This is a genomic window from Puia sp., assembly GCF_035546395.1.
Taxonomy (GTDB): Bacteria; Bacteroidota; Bacteroidia; order Chitinophagales; family Chitinophagaceae; genus Puia.
The window spans coordinates 38,988-64,992 of record NZ_DASZXR010000002.1 but is presented as its reverse complement, the minus strand read 5'-3'; the positions used below and the strand labels follow the sequence as shown (position 1 = coordinate 64,992).

At 53.3% G+C, this 26,005-nt stretch carries 16 protein-coding genes; 8 read left to right on the top strand and 8 right to left on the bottom strand.

The features are described from left to right. Positions 1-4: 4 nt before the first annotated feature. From VHE34_RS01290 to VHE34_RS01270, 5 genes are all read right to left on the bottom strand, one after another. A complete protein-coding gene (locus VHE34_RS01290) occupies positions 5-3,262 on the bottom strand; it encodes a SusC/RagA family TonB-linked outer membrane protein (protein WP_325583747.1) in 3,258 nt (1,085 codons plus the stop codon). A 311-nt stretch (positions 3,263-3,573) separates the two neighbouring features. Beyond that, positions 3,574-4,323 (bottom strand): hypothetical protein, encoded by a 750-nt coding sequence (locus VHE34_RS01285; protein ID WP_325583745.1) that lies wholly within the window; start codon positions 4,321-4,323, stop codon positions 3,574-3,576. 82 nt (positions 4,324-4,405) lie between these two features. After that, a complete protein-coding gene (locus VHE34_RS01280) occupies positions 4,406-5,347 on the bottom strand; it encodes a DUF1735 domain-containing protein (protein WP_325583743.1) in 942 nt (313 codons plus the stop codon). Positions 5,348-5,368: 21 nt separating this feature from the next. Further along, entirely contained in the window at positions 5,369-6,874 is a 1,506-nt protein-coding gene (locus VHE34_RS01275; protein ID WP_325583741.1) for a SusD/RagB family nutrient-binding outer membrane lipoprotein, read from the bottom strand. Positions 6,875-6,904: 30 nt separating this feature from the next. Next, positions 6,905-10,141, bottom strand: a complete 3,237-nt coding sequence (locus tag VHE34_RS01270; protein ID WP_325583739.1) for a SusC/RagA family TonB-linked outer membrane protein — start codon at positions 10,139-10,141, stop codon at positions 6,905-6,907. A gap of 369 nt (positions 10,142-10,510) precedes the next feature. Between VHE34_RS01270 and VHE34_RS01265 the strand changes: the two genes are divergently transcribed. Further along, positions 10,511-11,206, top strand: a complete 696-nt coding sequence (locus tag VHE34_RS01265) for a hypothetical protein (protein ID WP_325583737.1) — start codon at positions 10,511-10,513, stop codon at positions 11,204-11,206. Positions 11,207-11,274: 68 nt separating this feature from the next. Here the strand turns inward: VHE34_RS01265 and VHE34_RS01260 are convergent, their stop codons facing one another. The 3 genes from VHE34_RS01260 to VHE34_RS01250 are packed head-to-tail and all read right to left on the bottom strand — an operon-like array spanning position 11,275 to position 17,019. After that, complete coding sequence (locus VHE34_RS01260) at positions 11,275-12,210, bottom strand: DUF1735 domain-containing protein (protein ID WP_325583735.1); 936 nt, start codon at positions 12,208-12,210, stop codon at positions 11,275-11,277. Positions 12,211-12,250: 40 nt separating this feature from the next. Next, positions 12,251-13,756: a SusD/RagB family nutrient-binding outer membrane lipoprotein gene (locus VHE34_RS01255; RefSeq protein ID WP_325583733.1), complete on the bottom strand. Its 1,506-nt coding sequence runs from the start codon at positions 13,754-13,756 to the stop codon at positions 12,251-12,253. 23 nt (positions 13,757-13,779) lie between these two features. Then, positions 13,780-17,019, bottom strand: a complete 3,240-nt coding sequence (locus tag VHE34_RS01250) for a SusC/RagA family TonB-linked outer membrane protein (protein WP_325583731.1) — start codon at positions 17,017-17,019, stop codon at positions 13,780-13,782. Positions 17,020-17,348: 329 nt separating this feature from the next. Between VHE34_RS01250 and VHE34_RS01245 the strand changes: the two genes are divergently transcribed. The 7 genes from VHE34_RS01245 (at position 17,349) to VHE34_RS01215 (ending at position 26,003) form a co-directional block, all read left to right on the top strand. Continuing rightward, on the top strand, positions 17,349-18,233 hold the full coding sequence (locus VHE34_RS01245) for a bifunctional 5,10-methylenetetrahydrofolate dehydrogenase/5,10-methenyltetrahydrofolate cyclohydrolase (RefSeq protein WP_325583729.1): 885 nt from the start codon (positions 17,349-17,351) through the stop codon (positions 18,231-18,233). Next, positions 18,226-18,837, top strand: a complete 612-nt coding sequence (locus tag VHE34_RS01240; protein WP_325583727.1) for a 7-carboxy-7-deazaguanine synthase QueE — start codon at positions 18,226-18,228, stop codon at positions 18,835-18,837. The genes VHE34_RS01245 and VHE34_RS01240 overlap by 8 nt, the downstream gene beginning before the upstream one ends. 12 nt (positions 18,838-18,849) lie before the next feature. Further along, positions 18,850-20,766, top strand: coding sequence for an OmpA family protein (locus tag VHE34_RS01235; RefSeq protein WP_325583725.1), 1,917 nt, complete (start codon positions 18,850-18,852; stop codon positions 20,764-20,766). Between the two features lie 46 nt (positions 20,767-20,812). Next, complete coding sequence (gene dprA / locus VHE34_RS01230; protein WP_325583722.1) at positions 20,813-22,009, top strand: DNA-processing protein DprA; 1,197 nt, start codon at positions 20,813-20,815, stop codon at positions 22,007-22,009. A gap of 109 nt (positions 22,010-22,118) precedes the next feature. After that, positions 22,119-23,624 (top strand): IMP dehydrogenase, encoded by a 1,506-nt coding sequence (guaB, locus tag VHE34_RS01225; RefSeq protein WP_325583720.1) that lies wholly within the window; start codon positions 22,119-22,121, stop codon positions 23,622-23,624. Beyond that, the gene (lnt, locus tag VHE34_RS01220; protein ID WP_325583719.1) at positions 23,624-25,213 is read left to right on the top strand and encodes an apolipoprotein N-acyltransferase; all 1,590 of its coding nucleotides are present in this window, start codon (positions 23,624-23,626) and stop codon (positions 25,211-25,213) included. Before guaB ends, lnt begins: the two co-directional genes overlap by 1 nt. Further along, positions 25,206-26,003, top strand: coding sequence for an alpha/beta hydrolase (locus VHE34_RS01215; protein WP_325583718.1), 798 nt, complete (start codon positions 25,206-25,208; stop codon positions 26,001-26,003). Before lnt ends, VHE34_RS01215 begins: the two co-directional genes overlap by 8 nt. Positions 26,004-26,005: the final 2 nt, after the last annotated feature.

Genomic DNA, 26,005 nt, shown 5'->3' with positions numbered 1-26,005 from the left:
AAGTTTAGAAACGTAATTTAAGATTGAAGGCATAGGTACGCGCGGTGGGATAAGATCCTACCTGGTAGCCCAGCGCGGCGTTGCCACTGCTGATGATATCTTCGGGATCGGCGTAAGGCAGGTTCTTGTGGATGATCCAGAGGTTGCGACCTACGAGGGATACGTCTATACCTTTGAAGACATTATTGCCGATCTTCGACACCACCTTTTCGGGAATGGAGTAGTTGATGGCGACCTCACGAAGCTTGACAAATCCGGCGTCATAGACAAAGGCCTTGGCGGGATTGCGATAGTAACCGTACGCACCGAACAGGGAGCTGATATCCACCCGTTTCGTGTTCGTGTGGCCGTCTGCCGTCACACCTTTGTAGATGATCCCGCCGCCGTCTGCGACCGAGTTGCGGACCGGGTTGCCGAGATCGTTCTTGCCGGCGGTCTCGGGATAGAGACCCGTTGCCAGGCCATAGTACATATCCAGGGAGAAGACGTCGCCGCCTTTGCGGGCATCGATCAGCGCGCTAAGCGAGAAGCCTTTATAGCGGAAGGTATTGGAAACAGAACCAATCCAGTCCGGGTTGGGGTTTCCGATAATGCTGTTGGAAGTCGAGGTCATCTGGTAGTAGCCACTGGCCTTGACAACACGTTGCCCGTTAAGATAGACAAAGTCGTTACCACGAATGGTACCATAGGGCTGACCCTTGGTAGCATTCAATGTCACGTTACCCTGGAAGGCCGCAATCTGGATATTGGAGGCCGTGTCATAGAGCGATATCACTTTGTTGCGGTTCCGGGTCCAGTTTACCGTGATATCCCAGGAGAAGTCGCGGGTCTTGACAGGCGTTCCCGTGACGGAAACTTCGAAGCCTTTGTTTTCTACTTCGCCCGCATTAAGGAAGCGAGCGTCATAGCCGGTGGCATCGGAGATCTGGGTAGGCAGGATCTGGTGTAAGGTCCTTGCATTGTAGTAGGTCACGTCGAAGCCAACGCGGTCATGCAGGAACCGGGATTCCAAACCGAACTCATAGCTTTTGTTCCTTTCGGGGACCAGGTTCGGATTGTTCTTGACGCCGTTCGCAGAAGTAACGGGCTGAGAACCGAAGGAGGTACCGATGGTGTAAGTGTCATAGATGGAATACGAAGGCGCGCTGTGACCGACCTCGGCGTAGTTGGCTCTTAATTTTCCGTAAGACAGCCAGCTCACGTCCTTCATGAGCTCGGAGAAAATAAAGCCGCCCGAAACCGAGGGATAGTAGTACGAGTTATTACCCTTTGGCAGCGTAGAAGAGACATCCCGGCGGATAGTACCGTCCAGGGTCAGCATCCGGCGCCAGGTCAGCGTCGCTCCGGCAAATACTCCACCTACTTCTACATTGGAGTTATTTTCCGTGGGAGGATTTGGCGTATTGATGGAGTTGGCGAGCGTATACAAGCGAGGGATGAACAGGCCGCCGTTGGTCTGAGCGAATACCGAGTTATTGAGGTCCTGCCGGAGGTTCGTTCCGACGAGGGCCTTCAGGTTGAGATCAGACGTGAGGTCCTTGTTGTAGTTGGCGAGAAAGTCGTAGTTGTATTCGCGGAACGTGTGGTTGTACTGGGAGTAGTAAGGAACTCCGATGCTACCAATGGCGTACCGTTCTTCCTGCGTCTCGTCATAGCTGTCGAGCGAGATACGGGCAAGGAAGTTCAGGCCTTCGGTGGGTTTGTAGTTCAAATAGACATTGCCGAAATACCGGTAACGGCTGTCCGTCTCGTAGCTTTCGTAGCGATTGTAATAGGGGTTGTTCCAGTAGATGGGTACCAGTCCGTTGACCTCGTCGGAAGGGTCGGCCCAGTTCCAGGTGACGTTCTTATGAGTGCGCAAGTACGCATTCTTGAGGTCCTGGATGTCCACGTTTGTTTCCCACCACTCGCGGAAATTGGTTGCGACGTTATTGGGATCGTATCCGGTACCGTAGCGGCCGAGACCGCTGATCTTGGAAAAGTTGATACTTGCACCTGCGGTGAGCTTGCTGTTGAGGTTCCAGGTGGCGGAACTGTTGACGAGGTCTTTGAGGACCTGGCTGTTGGGAAGAATACCCTTATCGCTGTTGCGGGTGTAGCCAACCTTAAAGGTTGCCTTGTCGTTGCCGCCATCGATCAATACGCTGGTGTTGTAGGAGAACGGCTTGACAAAGAAGGTAGTCGGATCGTGGGCAGCTGCCACCCAGGGTGTTGCCTTATGATAAGTAGAAGAAGTCCGATCGAACGCCTCCCATTGGTAGACCATCAGGTTGGGATCGAATTTGGCGCCCCAGGAAGCATCCTCCGTGGTCGGCGTTACGAGGTCCGGAGTGCCGTCGCCGTTGACGTCGAAATAGAGGAAGTTGCCGTCGGGCGAGCCATAGCCATTGAGAGAACCGTAGTTCGCCCCATACTGGTGTTGGTATTTAGCGAAGGTGCTCTTGTCGATGGCGCCGGTTGTGACGCCGCCATTAACGGTGATACCCAAACCTTTGCGGCCTTTTTTGGTAGTGATGAGAATAACGCCGTTGAAGCCGCGTTCGCCGTAAAGCGCGCTTGCGGCCGCCCCTTTGAGAACGCTGATGGAAGCGATGTCGTCGGGATTGATGTCGGCGGCGGCATTGCCATAGTCATAGCCGCCGAGGCCCGAAGTCTGACGCTTCGCGTTGTCCGGAGTGTTATTTGTTTGGTTGGTGTTCGCGTTATCGAAGGGTACCCCGTCGATGACGAAGAGCGCCTGGTTGTCACCAAGGATGGATTTGTACCCGCGGAGAACCACGTTGGTCGAGCCACCCAGTGTGTTGGACTGGTTGATGGTGACGCCGGAGACCTTGCCTTCCATGTTGGTGATGAAGTTGCTGGAGCGTTCTTTGCTAACCTCGTCCCCGCCGATCTGTTGAACGGCATAGGGCAGTTCGTTCTTGCTGCGGCGGATGCCGAGGGCAGTGACCACCACTTCGGTCATGGCGGCATCCTTCATGGTGACGTTGATGTTGAATACCGATGCGTCGGGAGCTACCACTTCTTTCGTGTTAACTCCGGCGCCGGAGACGATCAATGTTTGGGAAGGACTTACTTTGATGGTGTAGTTGCCATCTGCATCTGCGCTCGTTCCAATCTTCGTTCCCTTTATCCGGATAGTGGCGAAGGGTACAGGTTGCCCTTTCGCATCGGTAATTTTTCCGGACAAGGTTTTTGTCTGTGCAATGGCCAGGATGGAACAAAGCATGGCCACTGCAAACAAGGTCAAAAGTTTCCTCATGTTTACAGGTTTTGTGTGACTTAATGTTAACTCTACAGCCGGGTGAAATCTTAACTTATCAAATAGTTAAGATTTGCAAAGATTAAGTATTTAGTTTGACAAAAAAATAATACGGGATGCTGCAAGAGGTAAAAAAAACCTGTAGAGGCAGAAAAAGAACTGCCGGGAAAGCGCATCGTGCGATAAGAGCGCATTCCCGGCAAACCAGTGAGGGCGGGCCTTTCAGAGTGGGCCTTTGTTAGATGAGAAAAGGGTGGTATGCAATAATCATGCTGGGTTCATTTTTGTTAACACCTGGTTAACCCAATGCACTAGCTTTTATTGACATAGTCTATTAGACCTTTTAAGAATAGTTCGTTGATGTCGTCATTTTTGTGTTGCGACAGATACTCTTCTACTTTTGTTTTTGCATTCGGCATGGATGCGCGTACCGATTTTTTCTTCAAATCAACGGGCTGGTAAGCTTTTCCGCCGGGCGACACGATATAATATTGTACATTATCTACATATTCATCATAGTTGTTGCCGGTCTCGACCATGCCGTCGGTGCGATAGTCGGCTTTTTTGAATGTGGTCGTTGTAAGGGAGTACAGCCCATAGTGGGCGTTGTCGAAGGGGACGAACAGTTGGAAGAAGACCTCGGGCTTTATGAGATCGAGGCGGCAGAAATCCATGGTTGTTCCGTCGGCGGCGATCAGGTGAAAACTCTTGATATGCGACCGTTCGGCTTCGATGACATTCTTATGGTCGAGCGAATAGTAGAGGTCATGCGATACTTTATCATAATTGATCGCGAGATTGTCGTTCTGGAGAACGAGTTCCTGGTTGGTGGTCACACTTCCTTTTGCCCAGTCTGCAAGCAGGAAGCGGCGGCCTTTTGTGTTCTCTTTGGCGGCGTGAAAGGAAACGAAGCTGCCGACTGCGGATGTGGTACTGTTGCCGGCGACGGTGGAGCTCAACTCCTGAATAGCATTACTGATGGTGGTGGAATTGGCATCGGATTGTGCTGAAGCAGTGAAGGAGGAGGCTGCCAGGATAAGAAGGAAGGCAGTTTTTCTCATGATTTTTTTCTTTTAAATTTACGACTTTTGAACAGAAAAAAAAGGCCGGCGATGCCGGCCTTTTTTAAATATTGGGAGATCGTTACTGGTGCACGAAAGTCTCATCCACGATCCGATCATTACCTGAACCGTCCGGCTGATTATTGTAGGTCGTGACGATGTGCATGGTCTTAGTCAGGTGATTGTAGGATTGGGTGATAACTCCGAAGTGAGAGATGCTGTTCAGGAAGCTTTTGTTCACTGTTACAGAAATGGTATCCGGGTTGGACTTGTCATAGCTGATCACATAGTAGTCGCCGGGTCCGAGGTTAGCATAATCGATGGAGAGCGTCGTTTGATCGATAGGAGTGCCGAACTTGGGACTCAAAGGCGCCAGGTTGGTAGCCGCGCCGCCGCTGGGATAAGGACCGCCGGTGTAGCCGATGGAGCCGGTGTAGTTATACCGGAAGCCGACGGAATTGTAGGGGCCGGCCAGCGGGTTTCCGATCATATGGAAATAAATGGTTCCCATGTTTCCGCTGATGATGGTTCCCGGCGCCGCAGTGATGGAGATCGGCAGCATATAGCTTTGGGTAAGATCCACTTTGGTAGGATCGAATACGACATAGAAGGTATCGAGACGGCTTCCGGCCTTGATCGTACCGGTCTTTTGAGCGAAGGTGTAGATGGAATCGGGCATCTGGGAATACGTCACCGAGCTGTAGCCCCCGGCGTTGTATGAGGCAATGGCGCTCGGATCCACAGCCAGGGTGACCTGGATATCCTTTGTTGGGGGATAGTCCGAAGCAATGTTAACCGTAAACATAACACTATCCAGATCGGTGCCTAACAGCGACAGGGTAGCGCCTCCAAAGTATTGTATTCCACCCGAGGGGGCATTCGGAGTTGCGTTGGTGCTTGCGGTGGAGATCTCAGCGACGTATTGGCTCTGGGTACCGGTAAAGTCCGTGTTCGGCTTATCCTTAAGACAGGCCGAGAGGCTGATGGCGACGAGAGAAGCAGATATTATTGAGATTCGTTTCATGATTGTAAAAGATTAGAGTGATTAAGGCATCCAGAAGATCTTTCCGTTGATGATATCGACAGTTCCCTGGGCATTTGCATTGGCGGTATTGGCCGTGTATTCGCTTTGGGGATAGATCAACCGGATGGGAATATGCGGCGCCGTGGTACCCGGGTAGATGGAGACCGGCAGGGTAGCGGGGACCTTCAGCCTTTTCCAGTTATTCCAGCTGGTCACCGGGTCGAACATATTCAGGGCGGCCCATTCCTGGGTCACCAGGAACGTGATCTTGTCACCGGCGAGGGAATAGTTGGTTACAGCGTCCGATTGAGTCATGTAGGTGTCGGCTGCTGTCTTTGCATCGTCTATCCCAAGGATGCGGAAGGACTCTTCGACCGCAGATTTGTAAAGTGCGGAAGCAGTTCCGGAAATATATCCGCGTTGTGCCGCCTCGGCCTGCAGGAAGAGGCTTTCGAAAGCAGGGAGGATGTAGGCATTCTGGCTGGGCGATTGAAGCACGCCGGAGCCGATCGCGGAGATGACTGTATTATGTTCTGCGCCATTTTGGCTACCAAAGACGCGACCATGCACCTGGCCGTCCGATGTAGTATCATAAAAAGCATTCAGCCGCGGATCGTTGTGGTTCGAATAGAAGTTGACGGCATAGGCGTTTGCGCGGTAGAACTGATGATTACCCGTTTGCGAGTTTGACGGGGTAAAGCCAACCGATCCCCAGAATGGATTCTGCTGCTGGGCATTGGCATTGGAATAGCCAGGATTGATGGCCGCGTCTTCTCCCACTCCGAGGAAGTCGCCGGTGCCAAGTCCGTTGAGCTCGGCTTTTGTCGTCGCCTCGTCGGTTTGGGTAAGGTTCATTACGATCCGCAGTTTCACGGTGTTGGCGAACTTGACCCACATGTCCATATCGCCGCCGAACATGACATCATATTTCGACGGGAGGCTTACGGCATCGGCGGGAGCACCCTGTATTGCCGCGATACCGGAGTCGATTTGTTTGAGGATCCCGGCATACACGGTCTTGCCATCATCGTATTTCGGATAGTTGACGATCCCGCCCTGGAGAGCCTGGGTGTACGGGATATTGTTATACTCATCGACGAGCCGCTGAAAATGGAACGCTTCCATGATCTCGGCCACCCCGAAGAAATTTGCCTGTTTGACGTCTTTCCGGGAGGAATTGATGATCCCCTGGTAATTCACGAGGATGGTGTTATAGACATAATCCCAGTTGCCGGTATAGCTACCGTTGTTGAGATTATAGGTTGCGGTGGTTCCATAGCCGCCGTAATCACCGCTGAATGCCCAATAGCCCATATACAGGTTGGCAAATTCGGTGTATCCGCTGGCGTTGAACGAGGCATAGGCAGACGCCGTCAATGCAGCGGAAAGCTGGAATTGCGGGGAAACGCTGGAGGGCTGGTTCGGATTCGGTGTGTTGATATCGAATGTTCCTTTTTTACAGCCGGCCGTGACCAGGAGCAACAGCGCCGAGGAAACTGATAGATAGCTTTTTATTCGTTGAAACATAATAATTCGTTTTGTCTGCTTTAACAATGATTAGAATTGGAGGGCGAGGGTAGCGCTGAAGATGCGGGTGGGAGGCGCTTGAGATTCGCCGGTCCGACCTACGTCGTTACCTGTGCCTTCGTTGAATTCCGGATCCGTCCATTTGTTGGTCTTCGGGCGGATCATGAGCAGGTTCCGGCCGGAAACCGTGAGGGTTGCCCTATTGATGATCCTGGTAGGCGCGATCCATGCAGTGGGGAGATCGTAGCTGATCATCACTTCGCGAAGCTTCCAGGCTGCGGCGCTGACAACATAGTTGGCGCCAACCGAGTTGTAGATGCTGGGCCAGAAGTTGAAATTGGCGTCGGCAACCGTTACGTTGGTATTCGGCACATATTTCCCATTCTGGAGGATCACGGAGTTGGGGAATACGAAGCGTTGTCTGCCGGTCTGGGCGGTGGTCCAACCTGCGCCGGAGAAGTCCATTGCATTACCGATGTTGTTAAAGATCTTATACCCGCCGCGGTAGTCGGCTGTAGCCGCAAAGGTGAAGCGCTTCCAGGTGACATTCGTCGTCAGGCCAAGAATATCGGTGGGGTTGGCGTTGCCGAGGATAGACAATGCAGATGCTTTTGTCGGCAGACCGGATACCGCATCGACGATGACATGACCATTGGGATCGCGTACCCAGTCGTACGACTCGATAACGGGATAAGGCTGACCAACGACGGCGAAAGAGTTGGGGTTCGACCCGTTGTTCTGACCGGCGTTGATGAACTGGTTAACCGTCTGGCCGATGGTCAGGCTTTTCTGACCGCCGTTGATGGCCAGCACCACACTGTGCGTGTGCGTATAGTTAACCCCTACCTTCCAACCCCAATCCTTACGATGGATGATGGTTGCCTGCAGTTCGGTTTCAATACCTTCATTCTTCGTGCTAGCCGCATTGACCAGCGCTTTACCGAAGCCGGAGCTGGAAGGCAGCTGGGCGTAGACGATACCGTCGCGCAGGATCTGGCGATAGGCGTTGACGTTAAGGCTGATGAGATTTGCATAGCCCATTTCAACGCCAACTTCGTTCTCCGTAACTTTCTCAGGCTTGATATTCGGATTGGCGATGGTGCTGTTCAGCACATAGCCACCGACGCCGTTGTAGGGGAAACCGAGACCGGCAGCAGAAATGAGGGTCGGCGAGGTTTGATAAGCACCGTCTGCCATATAAGGGGAACCCTGGGCGATGGCGGAGACGTTACCGGTGAGTGAGTGGGCGTAACGGACTTTCAGGAAATTGAATCCGCTGCTTTGACCCATGGAGGGGATCAGGTCGCTGATGATAAGCGATCCGTCCACATCATAGTAAGGAATGAAGCGATTCTCTTTGGACAACCGGGAGTCGATATCGGAACGATAGGACCCATGTACGAAGGCAAATCCCTTATAGCCAACGGTCGCTTCGCCGAAGTAACCCAGTTTCCTTGCTTCTTCCCTGACGCTGTTCACGCCGGCGATGCCGGTGAGGCTGCTGACGCTATAAACGGGGAAGAAGAGATTACCGGCGTTGATCTGGCTGCCCTTGATCTGGTTGTCGATATAGGTCGTACCGACGGTTGCCACCAAATTGAAATCCTTGGTCAGGTTCTTGTTGAAAGTAGCAAGGAAGTCGGAGGTGACCAGGAAGTTGTTGAAATTGGTCGTTACATAGGTAGGTAACGAGTTACCCTGCGATGCATTGAATTTCGGCGACTCATCAACCCTGATTATCCCGTTACCTGCGGGGTTGGAATAATACACCGAGTCGCTTTGGGAAGAAGCGAAGGTTGAGTAGGTCACACCGGCATTCTGGATATCATTTGCACGGTTGAGATTGTTGAGTGACAACCGGTAGGAAAATGTCAGGAAGGACGTGGGCTTCAGCTGGAGGTGAACGTTACCCTCCAGGTTGTTATCCGTGGTGATGGAGCGGTCGTTTGCGGCCGTCCAATAGGGGTTCATGTAGTAGTCGTTATAGAAACCATTGACATCCGAAAATTTGTCGGTAGCCCAGTTTTTATAACGGGTGATGGGAATGTCGGCCGGGGTCTGGATCAGGTTATCATAAACGGCGGCCGGGTTAGAGGTCAGATCCGTCTTCTTATAGGTATAAGCGAGGGTGAAGTCGGCGGTGAACATGCCTGCCGTGCGGGAACCGCCTACGCGGAACGCGTCTCTCCTACCCTTGTCGCCGGGGATGACGCCATTGGTGTGGATGTCCTGGGCGCTGACGAAAAAACGGCTGTTGTCGTCACCGGCGCTGAGGGAGAAGTTATTTTGCGTGGTGATGGGAGCGTCGAAGAAATTCTCTTTCTGATTCTTCACTGGCATATAAGGGATCAGTTGATACGTCCCGTCGAAGATGGGGCGGCCGATGGGAACCATCGCTCCGGGGCGGAAAGCAGGACCGTAAGCCTGGTTCTCGTAGGGAACCGCCGTGGACAGATCGTTGAAATCATTCACCCATTGCTCACCGCCGTTGGAACCAAACCGGTCCTGGTAGGCGGGCATATAAGACACGTGCTCTTTTTGAACCGTGGACGAAACGGAGATGATCGGCTTGCCGCGGTTGCCTTTCTTAGTGGTAACGATAATAACACCGTTGGAGGCATCGGAACCGTAAACAGCAGATGCTGAAGAACCTTTCAGCACCGTAATATCGACGATATCATCTGCGTTAAGGGTGCTGATGTCATTATAAAAGATCGCTCCATCCACGACATACAGTGGCTGGTTGTTGCCAGTGAGCGAACGGTTACCACGAAGAGTAACACGGGTCGGGGCGAATACGCCGTTGTTCACCGTGTTGATCTGCAAACCGGAGACCTTACCCGTCAGACCGTTTACCGCACTGATCGGTTTTGCCTGGTTCAGGTCCTTTGCCGAGATCTTGGCCGTGGAGTAACCCAGTTCCTTGGCTTGTCTCTGCACACCCAGGGCGCCGGTGATCACCACCTCAGCCATGTTCGACTCTTTGCGACTTACCTGGACGCTGATGGGACCGGCGCCCACGGTTACCGATTTGGATTCAAAACCAGCGCCGCTGATCACCAGCACATCGCCTTCTTTTACTTTTATGGAGAAATTACCTTCGGCATCGGCGCTGGTAGCGGCCTTGCTGCCTTTTACCTGGACGGTGGCAAAAGGAACTGGCTGGCCCTGTTGATCAGTGACCCTGCCGGTCGTGGTTTTGGTTTGAGCATGCACTGATATAAATAACAATATCAGTGATGTCAGCAGCATTAGACATTTTCTCATGTGACTCTGATTTTTATTTAAATACGAACGTTTGGTGAACCTTAAAATACTCAGTCCGAATTCCTTAGAATTCAGAACGGGATAAAAACAATGACTATGCGGAGATAAAGAGAGGAACCTGCCTTCGATGAATGTGAAAAATTTCAATGAGTGCTGAGCGCACCGCGGACAGTGTGAAAGAAATTCTCATGTGTGTTAGTTTTGTCGAGGGCCTAAATTAGGAGAACTTCCAATATTCGCCAAAAAAATGTTAATTCACGCTATGCGCGCACGCATCCATATCGCAGTCGCATCAGTTGAGTCCGTGCTGATAATGGTTGTTAACTCATTGATTTTAAAAACGTATATTTAAATTCATAAATCTTTTGCATGTTAATCAAATATCTCCTGCTGCCGGCATTCATGGCTTTTGCATTCAGAGGCGATGCTCAGCATCTCGACTATACCCGTTATCAATTGTTGCAAAGTGGCGGCGTAGCAGTGACCAACGGAATCGAGAGTCAATATGAAGATGTCCAAGGGAGCGCATTCTTTTCCGATTCATGGCTGCCGGCATCCGTGGTAACGGAGGGAGGAACCAAGTTCACCAGCATCCATGTGAAACTTGACATGTATAAGAATCGGGTATATATGATGACGCATGATACTTTATACGATCTGACGAATGCGCGCATACTGCAGCTTGTGCTTTATAATCATTCTGCCGGGAGCGATTCAGTTGTCTTCCGGCGGGGATACGGGGCAGGAGGGCCGGGTCCGGATAAGTTCGTGCAGGTGCTTGCTGCCGGCAAGCTTACGCTATTAAAGCAACAGTCGCTGGAGGTAAAGGACGTGCATGAAGACGGCCCATTATCGACTACAAAGAAATTTATCCCACAGCAGTGTTATTATCTGGCAAGAGGTAACGGGGAGACGCAACCGGTAAAGCCGGGCCGGAAGATGCTGGAGCAAGAGATGGGACCGGCCTGGAAGGCCGTGAGTGAGCATGCGAAGGACAGCGCGTGGTCAACAAATAGCGAGGAGGGGTGGTCGAAGATCATTCAGTATTATAATAGTCTTCCGTAGGGAAGGGTATAGGGTAAAACGGAACGGGCCGTCCGAGGGCGGCCCGTTCCGTTCCTGGCCCTGCCGGCTCAAGGCCGGGGGCCTACATATTCAAAGTGTTCGGTAAAGCTTACCCGGTGCGGGGTTATGACGCTGGGTTGGTCCATCCAGTATTTCACATCGAGCGTTTTTGTTGCCGGGTCGAATTTGTTGATACCGGAAGGATCGAGCGTTGCCGACCGGCCGTTCGACGAAGGCTGTCCGTAGACGTTGACCACGCTGGTAACATTTCCATTTACGTCGAAATTGAACTGAAGCCCGAAGGCTCCATAGTAGGAGTCCGCGCCGTTGCTCAGGATCTTATGATAGATGCCGCCCGTATAGTCGTTGTCGAAGAGCTGGGCCTGTGTTGCGCTCTTGGTGATGAGATATACGTCCCAGGGATAGGGTCCGGTAAGGGTCCCGTTGGCGTAGTCAACCATCGATCCCGTAACGGTGTATTCCCCGTCGTATTGGTTTTTTACCTGTACGACCAAGGTGACATGGTTGTGCATGGTCAGGATCTGCCCCGATCCGCCCGAGACGGCGGTTATGGTAAAGCCCGTCGCAAACGAGGTTCCGTAGGTGAGTAATTTGGAAATGTTGATCGCTACCTTACCCGATCCCTGCAGCGAATTGGCCGGGATACTGACCGTCGCAGGAAAGGTGAAGACATCGGCCGGCATGTAATCGAAGGACGATCCCTTTGCATTATTGTAGCTGTTGACAAGCGAGGTATCCACAACGATGGTGACCTTGGTCTCGGCGCCGTACTTTGCATTGTTGAACACCAGCAGGGCCGTATCGACCTCTGTTGTCGACGCATCGATAGAGAGGACCATCGCATCGAGATTGCTGATGCCGAAACCTGTCGCCGGAGTGCTTCCATTCTGCGCAGTAGCCAGCACGTCGATGTCCTTTTTGCAGCCGGCCAGGAAAATGAGCAGGCTGATGATGATACTTGTCTTATATATTTTGTTTTGCATTTTTACTTGAGTTTAGTGATGCTCATCGAACGGTTGCGTTTTACTGGACGTCCCACCAGATGCGGCCATACTGGGAGTCTGATTCGCCTCCCGAGGCATACTGGGAACCGGCGGCAGCTACGTTGGCCGGATTATAGCTGTATTCGTTGGGTCCGTAGGACATTCTTCTGGGAATATTTGGATAAACTCCTGCAGGCGCGGGCGCCAGCACGGGAAAGCCGGTACGCCGCCAGTCCGCCCAGCCCCTTGCCCCTGCCGGGAAATGGGTCACCCACTCCTGCGTGCAGATCTTTTGCAGGGCGCTGCCCCCGGACAGGTCGATATTGCTGCTGGCCATGTAATTGGCGAATGCCGTGGCATCGTAGACACCCCAGAGTTTCCAGCTTTCCGCAATCCCGGTGGCATACATCGCCGCCGGATCTTCTCCAGTCCAACCCAGTTGCGCCGCCTCAGCCCGCGCCAGGAATATCTCGCCCGAAGTAATGATCGGGAATGCGTCGGTGGGCAAGGAACTGTCCGCGCCCTTCAGCAATTGGGCGTACTTTGTATTGGCGTTGGCGAAAGCGACCGCATCGTTGCGGGAAAGACCGTAGGGAAACCCGATATTGGAAGTACCGTATATGTGGGATTTCCCGCGCGGGTCATTGTTGGCAGCCAGCCAATCGGTGATGGTCTTAGACACGGCATAATCGAAGCGCTTTGTCACGTCATAGTATTGATAGATAGGGCTGAGGAAGTTGCCGCCGGGGAAGGCGAGCGTGATGCTCTGACCCGCGCCGAGGACTCCGCCGGGCGCCGCCAGCGCAGCGTTGAACTGGGTTTTCCCTGTGGCAGCGTCCACTTTTGAAAGATGGAGAGCCAGCAGCAGACGAAGGGAATTGGCGAATTGTTTCCATTTCGTCTCATCGCCGCTGAAAAGGATATCGCCCGAAACCGCGATGCCGCCGTCGAACTGGGCAACTGCTTCGGTCAGTTCCTTGAACAGGTCGGTATAGATCGCCTGTTGCTTGTCGTATACGACAACACCGTTATCACCCAGGAGGGCTTTGGAATAGGGAATATCACCCCAGGTGTCGGTGAGCACGCTGAAGATGTATGCTTTCAGGATGCGGGCGATGGCGATCTGATCGGCGTTGGATCCGTTCGCAGCGGCGATCGCGGCCGTCTTCTTGTCTGTATTGTAATTGATAATGGTCTGAAGATTGTACAAAGCTCCGCTGGTGGTGAAGCTGTTCCCCGATGCGGCAAAATAGTAGTTCCAATCGGGCTTCTCTTTGTTGTAAATGGAGATATCCGTATACTGCGTTTCCGAGAAGTACTGACAGTAAAGACCGGAGACGGTGGTGATCCCGCCCGCGTCCCAGGTATAACCGGCCATTGTCGAGAGTACATTGCTCAAGAGGGCGGAAGTCACCGGCGCCGTGGTGGCTCCCGGGTTGTTATTTGTCGAACCAAAGTCACTGAGGCTCTTTTTGCAGGAACCCAGACCCGCTATCAGAAGGACGACACCTGTGAAACTTACTATATTAAATCTCTTTTGTTTCATTTTTTTCAATTTTTGCGTGATCATCAAAAGGTGAAGCTGAGATTAACACCCAGGGACCTGGTGGCCGGCAGTTGACCATTCTCGCCGTAAACGGCCGAGATCTCCGACGGGTCGAAGTTGCGGCTGCCGCTGTAGATCAACCACAGGTTGCGGGCGACCACGGATGCCGTCGCGCCCTGCATGAATTTTCCGGTCAGGCCCCATTTTTTTACAGGCAGATTGTATCCAACACTTACCTCTCTCAATTTGACGAAGGAAAGGCTGTGGACGAAAGGCTCTGCGATTTGGGCGCCATAGAACTGGTGGAAATAGGTAAAACCGTCCACATACATGTCGATGGGCGTTTTTTGATCCACCGAGCTGACGCCTTTGACATGCACCCCGCCGCCGTTGGCGACCGGGTCCCGAACGCTCTTCCCGCGGTCGTTGTTTGCCGCCGTATAGTCGATGTCGCCCGAGTACATACTCCAGCTTTCCGTGAGGGAGAAGAATTTACCGCCGAACTGGTAATCGAGGCTGGCATTGACGATGAAATCCTTATAGGTAAAGAGGTTTTGAAATCCACCCGTGACCTTGGGAACAATGCTTCCCCAGTTCTTGTTGGGGTCGCCGGTGATATAAAGGCCGGTTGTCGGATCGATCTCCGGAAGATTTCCGGCTCCGCGGGTATAGCCGCCGCCGATGAGCTGGCCCCAGTCCTGGTTCAACACCTGATACGAAGATGCGTAATGCGTACCGAAGGTTCCGATCCAACCGCTGGGTTGGATCCTCTTCTGGCCCTGGACGATCTGCGTAACGGGGTTCTTCAGGAGCCAGCCGAGCGTGGCGGTAACGTTCCAGGAAAAGTCCTTGCTGCGCATGATCCCCGCGGTGGCCGTGAATTCAAAGCCCTTTCTCTGGACGGTCGCTGCATTGATCGTCTTCGACGTGTATCCACTCACGGCATCCACGTTGATGGTGACGGGCTGATTGGCGGAAGTCTCGTTGTAATAGTTCACGGTCAGGCCAAACCGGTTGTTGACAAAGCGCATGTCGATGCCTGCTTCATAGCTGGTGATCAAAGCTCCCTTGAGCCTGGGGTCAGGGACCACTCCGGGCGAGCTCATCAGGAAGTTCCCGTTCCATTGATATTGGTCGACGCTGTAAGGAAAGTTGTTGGCGTAGATGTCGAGCGTAAGCGGCTTTCGGCCCCAGGAGCCGTACAATTTTCCAAACGACAGCCAAGCAGGAAGTTTCTTGATCAGTTCTGTCGGGACAAACGAAAAACCGGCGGCAGGATAGAGCAGTTTGTTTGCCGACGAAGGAAGCGTGGATGACCAATCCTGCCGGACCATTCCCGTCAAACTCAGGAATCTCTTGTATTCGAACTCACCGGATGCGAACAGGGAGTTGGTTTTTGAATCCAGCCTCGAGCTTCCTACGGAAGGCTGCGCCTTGGAGTTAGAAATATCGTAGAAGTCGGGGATATTCAATCCCTGGTTCGTGTTGGAGCTTAGATCCTTCCGGGTGTACGTATTGACGTTCGCGCCGCCGAGGATATTTATCGAAAGGTCCTTGAACAGGGTTTGGTTATAGTTGGCGATCAATTCATAGTTCAGCTCATTCTGATAGCGCTGTCCCGTTGAATAAGCGGCAAGGAGACCGGTCTGACTTCCGCTTTTCTCGAGGATGGACGCAGTTTTATTTTCAAACCAGTAATTGTACTGATCCTTTCGAACGGTTCCCTTGACGCTAAAACCGTTGAAGAGATTCAATTTGATATAGGCATCACCAAAGATGCGGTCTCTGCGGGTCTGATAATTGAGGTTGTCCTGGTAACCATAGAAATTATACCAGTAGTTGCCCGTAAAGAACGACGAGGGGTTGGAAGCGTCGTATCCGTCGGGGTTGTGAAACCAGTTCCAGGAGGCCAGCGTTCCGATGGGTGTCTTCAGCGTCCGGAGTTGCTTGACCAGCTTCATATCCAGATCGCGATGGTTCCATTGACCGAAGTTTCCCGAGGTTTGGTTGGCATAGCCATCATTGTATTCACCGGTCAGCAATTGGGTGTTATAGGTAAGGTCAACTCCTGCGCTGACGTATTTGTTCAGTTCTATGGTGGTCGATGAAGTGATAATATTGCGATCCGATTTCGAGTCGGGGATAATGCCGCCGATGTATTGTTTGGAATAGGAAAGGCGCGTCGTGTATCCCTGGCCTCCTTTTGTGAAGCTAACGTTCGTATTGGAGGTAAGGCCGGTTTCCCAGAAATCCTTTACGTTACCCGGCTGCGCAACCAGTTTGGCTGACTTGCCGGTGTATGCCGTACCGGGAACCCAGGCGTACCAGGGGGCGTAGGTTTGGCCTGTCATTTCGGGGCCCCAGCTGGAGTCGTCTGTATAGTCAGGGAATCCCACCCCTTCCAGCGTTTTCCATTCTTCGGGGTCGCCCGCCTTCCAGTGATACGTGGTGAGATAGTTGTTCGCGCCACCGGCGTATCGGTTTTGCAGGTGAAGAAGGTGGGTTACTTTATCCGCGATCAGGCCCTGGGTGACCTGAACGGAGGAACGGCCTGAAGAACCTTTTTTGGTTGTTATGACGATCGCGCCATTGACGGCCTTTCCTCCAAACAGTGCTGTGGCATTGGCGCCTTTCAAGACGGTGACGCTTTCGATATTGGCCGGGTCGATGTCGTATGAACCATCGCGGGACCCGTCATTCTCGATAATCGTCCCGTCTACCACGTAGATCGGGCTAACGTCGCCGGATAACATGAGTCCGCCGCGGATGCGGGCGAAAGCCTGGCTGTTCAACTTGGAGGGGGACTGTGACCGGAATTGGACACCAGCGACTTTGCCGGCGAGAGCATCTGCCAGGTTGGTTTGCGGGATCATGTTGATCGCTTCGGCTTTGACCACCTGGGCGCTGTAAGGAGTTGTCCGTTCGCTTTTCCGAACGCCGAAAGCGGTGCTGACAACCACTTCTGATAGAGCCTTGTTGGTTCTTTTCAGGCGGAAGGAAAGGTCTCCGTCCGCCGGCAGCTCCATTTCTTCATAGCCGACGGCGTTGACAAGAATTGTGGCGCCCTTTAGAACTTTAATGGTGAAATAGCCATCGGCATCTGCGCTCGTCCCCTGTTTTTGTCCTTTGACCCGAATGGTCGCAAAGGAAACAGGCTGGCCTACGTCATCGAGTACTCTTCCCTTTACCGGGATACGAGTTTGCGCAAGTGCTGACAATTCAGTGACGATCAGCACTGCAAGCAGTGTAATCAATTTTCTCATGTGTGTAGTTAGTTTTATTACAATATGTAATTTAAGGGAAGTTTAGGACGAGCGCAAAAAATTGTTAAAATTGAATTAACTAAAAGGTTAAAAATATGAGCGCGCATATTTATAGATATAATCTATATAAAAATGATAACCAATATTTTTTACATATAATTTAATTACTTACAAATTAGGGATTAAAAATAGCGGAGCAACACAAATGCTATATCTTTTATTTTAATGTCTATATCTATAACATTTACATATTTTTTATTCTTAAATGGCAACAAGCATGCTTGCGCGATCAACCCGAATAAGAGAACTCAATAACTTACCTTTGCGCCATGGAATTATTAGATGGTAAAATTGCCTCGAAAGCGATCAAGGACGCTCTTACTCTTACGGTTGCACAGCGGATAGCAGAAGGAAAAAAGATCCCGCATCTGGCGGCAGTTCTCATTGGGAACAACGGGGCCAGCGAGACTTACGTCGGCGCCAAGGTCAAGGCTTGCGCGGAGATCGGCTACCGATCGACCCTTATCCGGCTGGAAGACAGCATCACCGAAAACCGGCTGCTGACGGTGATCGATGAGCTCAACGACGATCCGGATGTTGACGGGATCCTGGTCCAACTCCCTCTGCCCAAGCACGTTTCCGACGAAAAGGTCATTAATGCCATCCATCCTTCCAAGGATGTGGACGGCTTTCATCCCGAGAATGTGGGCAGGCTGGTGCAGGGGCTTCCCGCTTATATTCCGGCCACCCCTCACGGTATTTTGCTGCTGCTGGAACATTATAAGATAGATACCAGGGGCATGCACGCTGTCGTTGTAGGACGGAGCAATATTGTGGGAAGACCGATGAGCATCCTGCTGAGCGGCAATTCCAACCCTGGAAACTGTACGGTGACCCTTTGTCATTCCCAGACGCGCAATATCGCCGAACTCTGCCGGCAGGCGGACATCATCGTCGCGGCCCTGGGGAGGCCGGAGTTCGTTACCGCGCCCATGATCAAAAAAGGCGCTATTGTCATTGACGTCGGCATCACCCGGGTTCCCGATGCCGCCAAAAAGAGCGGTTTTGCTCTAAAAGGGGACGTAAAGTTTGATGAAGTGGCTCCCCTTTGCAGCTATATAACTCCTGTTCCCGGCGGGGTCGGTCCGATGACCATTGCCGCCCTGATGAAAAACACGCTTACGGCGTGTATAGAAAGAAATGGAAATGAATAATATAGAGATTGGCTTACCCGTAATGGAATCCTTTTATACCCTACAGGGAGAAGGGTATCACCAGGGGAGGGCCGCGTATTTCATCCGGCTCGGCGGTTGTGATGTAGGTTGTGCCTGGTGCGATGTCAAGGAAAGCTGGGAGGCGGAGAAGCATCCCCGGCGATCAGTAGGCGAACTGGTGGCCGCAGCGGAAGAGCATCCCGGCCGGCTTGCGGTGATCACGGGTGGAGAACCGCTGATGCATGACTGCGCGGAACTGACCCGGGCCCTGCGCGCAGCCGGTTTTGCCACCCATATCGAGACGTCGGGCGCCTGGCCGCTGAGCGGAGAATGGGATTGGATCTGTCTTTCCCCGAAGAAATTCAAGGCTCCGCTGCCCGGGATCGTGCCGCAGGCCCAGGAACTGAAGGTCGTTATCTTTAACAAGACCGATCTTGCCTGGGCCGAGCAATGGGCGGCCCAAACTTCGACGGACTGCCGCCTTTTCCTGCAACCCGAATGGAGCCGGTCGGCTGCCGTCACACCCCTCATTATCGACTATATAAAAGCCCATCCCCGTTGGGAGTTCTCGCTGCAATTGCACAAGTATATCCATGTACCCTAAATTTGTCCTTATATGAAAAACCGAAACATCCTTCTTGGCATCGCACTTTTGAGCGGGCTGCTGGCAAAGGCCCAGTATAATCCGGACAAAGTGAATAAAAAGGCGGCTCAATTGTACTCCAAGGGGCTGGAGCTGGCTCAGAACGACGATTTCAAGGGTGGGATCGCCGCGCTGCAACGGGCGGTGGCCATCGATAAGAACTTCGAAGAGGCTTTCCTTTCCATGGCCGGGATGTATGGAGAATTGAAGGACTACCCAAACGCCATCGATAACTATGAAAAGGCAAGGGCGATCGACAGTAACTTTTTCAAGGACTACAATCTTCCGTATTCGATCAACCTGGCGGGAAAAGGCGAGTTCCAGAGAGCGCTGGACGCCGTAAATGTCTTTCTGACCGTCACCGATCTCAATGAAACGAGCCGGAAAGCGGGAGAATACCGGCAACGCTGTTATCGTTTTGCCCTCGACTACGCTTCCAGCCATCCCGGGAGCGGCTATAAATTCGAGCCGCATAACCTGGGTGACAGCATCAACAGCACGGTCTCCGAATATTATCCTACCATCACCATCGATGGCAATAAGCTGATCTATACCCGGCGGGTGAATAATTTCAACGAGGATTTTTACGAAGCCGACAAGGTTAATGGAGCCTGGAGCAAAAGCATCAGTCTCCCGGGAAATATCAATACCAATCAGAACGAAGGAGCGCAGAACGTATCGCAGGACGGACAATGGCTGATCTTCACCGGGTGCAATTTCCCCGAGGGCCACGGCAGCTGCGACCTTTATATTTCCTATCTGACGGCCGATGGATGGAGCACGCCGGAAAACCTGGGCGACAGTATCAATACCGAATTCTGGGAATCGGCGCCGTCCTTGTCGCCCGACAAGCGGGACCTTTATTTTTCCAGCCGGCAGCCTGATGGATATGGAGGCAGCGATCTTTTCGTGAGTCACCGGTTGCTGAACGGTCGCTGGAGCGCCCCGGAAAACCTGGGGCCCACCATCAATACCATCGGGGATGAAGGAACCCCGTTCATTCATGCGGACAATCAAAGTCTCTACTTCACGTCCAGCGGTCATCCCGGGTATGGGGGGGATGATCTTTTCGTGACCCGGAAAGGTCCGGGAGGCGTTTGGAGCAAGCCGGAAAACCTGGGATATCCCATCAACACGATAGAGAACGAGGGCAGCCTGGTGATCAGCGCGGACGGAAAGACGGCCTACTATGCGAGCGATCGCGCCGACAGCCGTGGTGGTCTCGATCTTTATTCCTTCGAGATGCGGGAGGACATCCGTCCGGCGCCGACGACCTGGGTAAAAGGCCGGGTCTATGACCGTAAGACCAATAAGGGTTTGCCTTCCAGCGTGATCCTGACCGATCTTGCTTCGCGCGATGTGGTCAGCCAATTGCAGACCGATGAGACGGGTAACTACCTGATCACTCTGCCAAGGGGCAAGGACTATGCCTTCAATGTCAACCGGCGCGGCTATCTGTTTTACTCCGAGAATTTCTCGCTCGATAAGAACCAGGTGGCTGACAGCGCATATCAGATCGATATCCCGCTACAGCCGCTGGAAGCCAATGCGGCTGTCGTGCTGAAGAATATCTTCTTTGAATCCAATAAGTACCAGTTGAAGTCGGAGTCGGAAGCCGAGCTGAACGAGGTCGTGCAGCTGATGAAGGAGAACCCGACGCTTCACATTCAGATCAGCGGCCACACCGACAACTCGGGCAAGGCGACGGACAACCAGCTCCTGTCGGAGAATCGGGCTAAGGCCGTGACCAACTACCTCGTCGCCAAGGGGATCGCAGCGGCGCGTCTTACGTACAAGGGCTTTGGCGACACCCAACCCATCGCAGATAATGCAACGCCGGAGGGCCGCGCCAGGAACCGGCGGACCGAACTTAACGTTATCAGCAAATAGATATCCGTGGGTGGGCGGAATACTAAATAAATTAGTATATTTGGGGATGGAGACATTGGTGGCGGAAGAAACGCTTTATCGTATAGCCCTGACGCGGATCAAAAGTATCGGTCCCGCCAGTACGAGAAAATTGATCGGAGTATTCGGGGATGCGAGGTCCGTTTTTCGGGCGGGGGAATCTGCACTGAGGCAGGCCGGCGCAATGCCTCAGGCCGCGGCAGAGATAGTTGGCTTTTGCGGCCGGGCAGCGTTGGAAGAAGAACTTCAGTTGTTGGAGAGGAAAGGGATCCGGGTGCTTTTTTTTACCGACAAGGACTATCCAAACCGGCTACGGTGTCTACCAGATGCGCCTTCTCTTCTTTTTTACAAGGGCAATGCCGATCTCAACGCGAAAAAAGTGGTGGCTGTCGTGGGCACTCGTATTCCCAGCCATTACGGCCGGGAAGTAACGGCGCAACTGATCCATCAGATGGCGCAGCCCGGTATGCTCATTATCAGCGGGCTGGCGCTTGGCATCGACGCGGCTGCCCACCGGTCGGCAATGGATCATCGATTGCCGACCGTCGGCGTTCTGGGCCATGGATTTGGCCATCTGTATCCGCGGGAGAACAAACCGCTTGCGACGGAGATGCTGAAAGAAGGCGGTCTGCTCACTGAGCTTGCCTACTCCACCCAACCGGAGCCTTATTATTTTCCCGACCGCAATCTCATCGTCGCCGCGTTATGTGACGCCCTGTTGGTCGTAGAGACGGCAAAAAATGGGGGCAGTCTGCTGACGGTGAAAGAGGCGCTGCGATACGGCCGGAAGGTGTTTGCCGTGCCGGGCAGGATCATGGATACGCGCAGTGCGGGATGCAATGAGCTTATCCGGCAGAATCAGGCGACGATGCTGACCTCGGGCAAAGAGCTACCGGCTGCGATGGGCTGGAGTTGGCCCAAGGGTGGCAAGGGCACACAAAAGGTGTTGCCGTTGGGTGAGTTGTCTTTGGATGAGTTGCCTTCGTGCGAGATGCCTTCAGCCGGGGCCGGCACGGCGGATGCCGAAAATACCCTGCTGGACCTGCTGAAACAGCAGGATAGCCTGACCATCGATGAGATCACAGCCCGCACGGGGCTTCCTTGCTCATCTCTCGCCCTGCTGTTACTCCAGCTCGAGCTCAAAGGCGCGATCAGCGCATTGCCGGGAAAGAGATACAGGCTTCATGTCTCGGAGAACCGCTCTATTACTGATACCTGCCATTAATAGCGGGGCCTTCGGCCGGCGGCCGTGGGGGCCGCAGTGCACAGACTATTGTGCAAAGCGGGCAAAAAATTACATTTGGACAATTTTTTGCCCTGCTTTACCTTTGCACATGGCAAGAATAAATTCTCCCGCTGCCAAGTCAGCATCCCCCTCAAAATTTTTCGGAGACGGACTCACCTTTGACGATGTGCTATTACTTCCCGCGTTCTCACAGGTTTTGCCCCGGGAAGTCGACATCCGGAGTCAGCTTACCAAGGCGATCACCCTCAATATTCCCATGCTTTCGTCCGCGATGGATACGGTGACAGAGGCCAATCTCGCCATTGCCCTGGCTAGGGAAGGCGGCATCGGCATCCTTCATAAGAACATGAGCATCGAAAAGCAGGTGGAGCAGGCGCGTAAGGTGAAGCGGAGCGAGAGTGGCCTGATAATCGATCCCATCACCCTGCATGAGGAATCCACCATTGGCGATGCGCTTCGCCTGATGAAGGAAAACAAGATCGGCGGGATCCCGGTGTGCGACAATAGCAGGGTGCTGGTCGGCATCGTTACCAATCGCGACCTTCGGTTTGAAGATAACAAGCGGCGGAAGGTCAGCGAAGTAATGACCCCGAAGGAGAAACTGGTGACGGCGCCCGAAGGCACCGATCTGAAAAAGGCGGAGAAGATCCTGCAGAAATATAAGATCGAAAAATTACCTGTTGTCGACAAGCAGGGTAAGCTGATCGGACTGATCACCTATCGCGATATCCTGCAGCTGTCCAGCTGTCCCAACGCGGTCAAGGACTCATATGGCCGGTTGCTGGTCGGCGCTGCGTTGGGCATCACCAAGGACCTGCTGGAACGGGCCGGCGCCCTTCAGCAGATCGGGGTGGATGTCGTTACCCTGGATAGCGCCCACGGCCATCATATCGGGGTGATCAACGCATTGAAGTCGTTGAAGAAGTCGTTTAAGAACCTGCAGGTGATCGCGGGCAATATCGGCACGGCGGCCGGCGCGAAGGCGCTTGCCGATGCAGGCGCCGACGCCGTCAAGGTCGGGATCGGCCCCGGCTCCATCTGTACCACCCGCATCGTGGCCGGCGCCGGAGTGCCGCAGATCACGGCCGTGATGGAAGCGGCTTCGGCGCTCAACCGCCGGGGAATCCCGGTGATCGCTGACGGGGGTATCCGGTATACCGGCGATATGGTGAAAGCCCTGTCCGCCGGCGCAAATGTCGTGATGATGGGAAGCGTTTTTGCCGGTGTGGAAGAAAGCCCGGGTGAAACGATTATTTACGAAGGAAGAAAATTCAAACAATACCGGGGCATGGGCTCCATCGGCGCGATGTCGCAGGGCAGCAGCGACCGGTATTTCCAGGATGTGGAGGACGACATCAAAAAACTTGTGCCGGAAGGTATCGAAGGCCGCGTAGCTTTTAAGGGCAGCTTGTCGGAAGTGGTTCAGCAATATGTCGGAGGGCTGAGGGCGGGTATGGGTTATTGCGGCGCAAAGGATATTCCGACGCTGCAAAAGCAGTCCCAGTTCATCCGGATCACCAATGCAGGGATGAAAGAGAGTCATGCGCACGATGTGGAGATCACCAAGGAAGCTCCCAATTACAGTCGCCGCTAATGAAAAACGTTCACCCCTTCCTGCTGTCTGTCCTTTCCGGGCTGCTGCTTTTTGCCGCCTGGCCGGTCTCGCCGCTGACTTTTTTGATCTTTGTTGCTTTTATTCCGTTGTTGTGGCTGGAACGACAGGGGGGCCGGCGGTTCTTCGGTTGGGTGTATATCGCAATGCTGACCTGGAACGTCGCAGCCACCTGGTGGGTTTGGAATGCTACGGGACCGGGCGCTATCGGCGCCTTTCTTGCCAACAGCCTGTTGATGTGCCTGCCCTGGCTTGGGTTCCGGGTTGTCAGGCGCCGGATGGGTGATACCATCGGTTATACCTCACTGATCGTTTTCTGGTTGAGCTTTGAATACCTTCATTTACAGAATTGGGGACTTAGCTGGCCCTGGCTGACGCTGGGGAATGTATTTGCCGCCCGGACGGGTTGGATACAGTGGTATGAATATACCGGCACCAGCGGTGGCGGGCTTTGGGTCCTGGTGGTGAATGTGCTGGTGTTTCTGTTGGTTTGGGATTGGGTGCAGAAGCGGCGGGTGGTCTTCCGGCTGGTTTGGTGGATACTCGGCCTGATCATTCTTCCGCCGGCAGTTTCAGCTGTGCTGGGCGAAGAGACAACGAAGACGGTATATCGAAATTTGGGGGGATCAAATGTCGTGATCGTTCAACCCAATATCGATCCTTACGACAAGATCATGACCGGCAGCTTCGACGCACAACTGCACCGGTTGATCCGGATAAGCGACTCGACCATCGACAGCAACACCGTGCTGGTGGTGTGGCCGGAAACGGCATTATATAACGAACATGGCTTTGACGAAGCCCATCTGAGACAAAACTACTTCCTCAATCCCCTTTGGGATTTCCTCCATCGTCATCCGCATGTCAACTTGCTGACGGGCATCGAAAGCTTTCGAGTGTTTCCTTATAAACATTCTTCGACAGCGATGAAGATCCCGGATACCGACAAATTCTTAGAGAGCTATAATGCCGCGACGGTGATGGATAGTTCGGGACCCGTCGCCTTCTATCATAAGTCCAGGCTTGTTCCCGGCGCCGAAAGCCTTCCACCGTACCTGCATTTCATGGTACCCCTGTTCGAAAAATTCGGGGGCACCGAGGAAGGGTATACGGGACAAGCGGAGAGGACACCACTCACAACGACGGATCGCAGGTATGTCATCGCACCGGCGGTTTGTTATGAAAGCATCTATGGGGAATTCATGTCCCGATACGTTCACAATGGCGCCGATGTGCTTGCGGTGATCACCAACGATGGTTGGTGGGGCGATACGCCCGGTTATCGTCAACACGAAAGCTATGCCCGGCTTCGGGCGATAGAGACGCGGCGTTGGGTGATACGGGCCGCGAATACGGGGGTTTCGTGTATCATCGATCCGTCGGGAAATATCCTCGATTCCCGGCCCTGGTATACCGAAGCCGCTATCCGGCAGGTAATACCGACGGAGTCGAACCAGACATTCTACGTCCGGTTCGGCGACCTCCTCTCCAAAATTATGCTTGTACTTACGGCGTTGTTCCCTGGCTGGCTTATCGTTACCTTCGTCAAAACAAGAGCAGGTCGTGGATAAGACGCTTACACAGGACGGGAGAACGCTTTTTTACCGCGAGGAAGGAAGCGGGCTGCCGGTGTTACTGCTGCACGGGTTTGCGGAAGACGGGCAGATCTGGAATGAATTGGCGCCGCGGCTCAGCCTTCATTGCCGGCTGTTGATCCCTGATCTTCCCGGGAGCGGTAAATCCACAATTTTGCCGGGTGAACCCTCGGTCGATGCGTTGGCCGATGCGATAAAGACCTTCATCGATCAATTGGGCCTGGACGCCTGCGTACTTATCGGCCATAGCATGGGCGGCTACATCTCCCTGGCCTTTGCGGAAAAATACCCACAGCAGCTGAAAGCCTTTGGATTCTTTCATTCCACGGCAACCGCCGACAGCGAAGAAAAGCGTACAGCCCGTCGCAAGAGTATCGATTTTATCCGGCAGCACGGAGCCGCCCCCTTTGTCCGCCAGTCCATGCCCAATCTCTTTGCGGCAGAGACGAGGGAACAGCGGCCGGCACTTTTGGAAGAAACGATCCGGCGGTACTCCGGTTTCGCCCCGGAATCGCTGGTTTACTATTACGAGGCGATGATCCGCCGGCCCGAGCGGATCCAGGTACTCCGGCAATTTGCCGGCCCGGTGTTGTTCATCATGGGCGCCGCGGACACCGTCGTCCCCTACGAACAGGCGGTGAAACAGTGCCACGAGCCGATGATCTCGGTTATCCATACTTTGGATCATTCCGGTCATATGGGCATGCTGGAAGAGCCCGAACAGGGAAGTCAGGCGATCGGATCTTTTTTAAACTTCATAAAATAGTT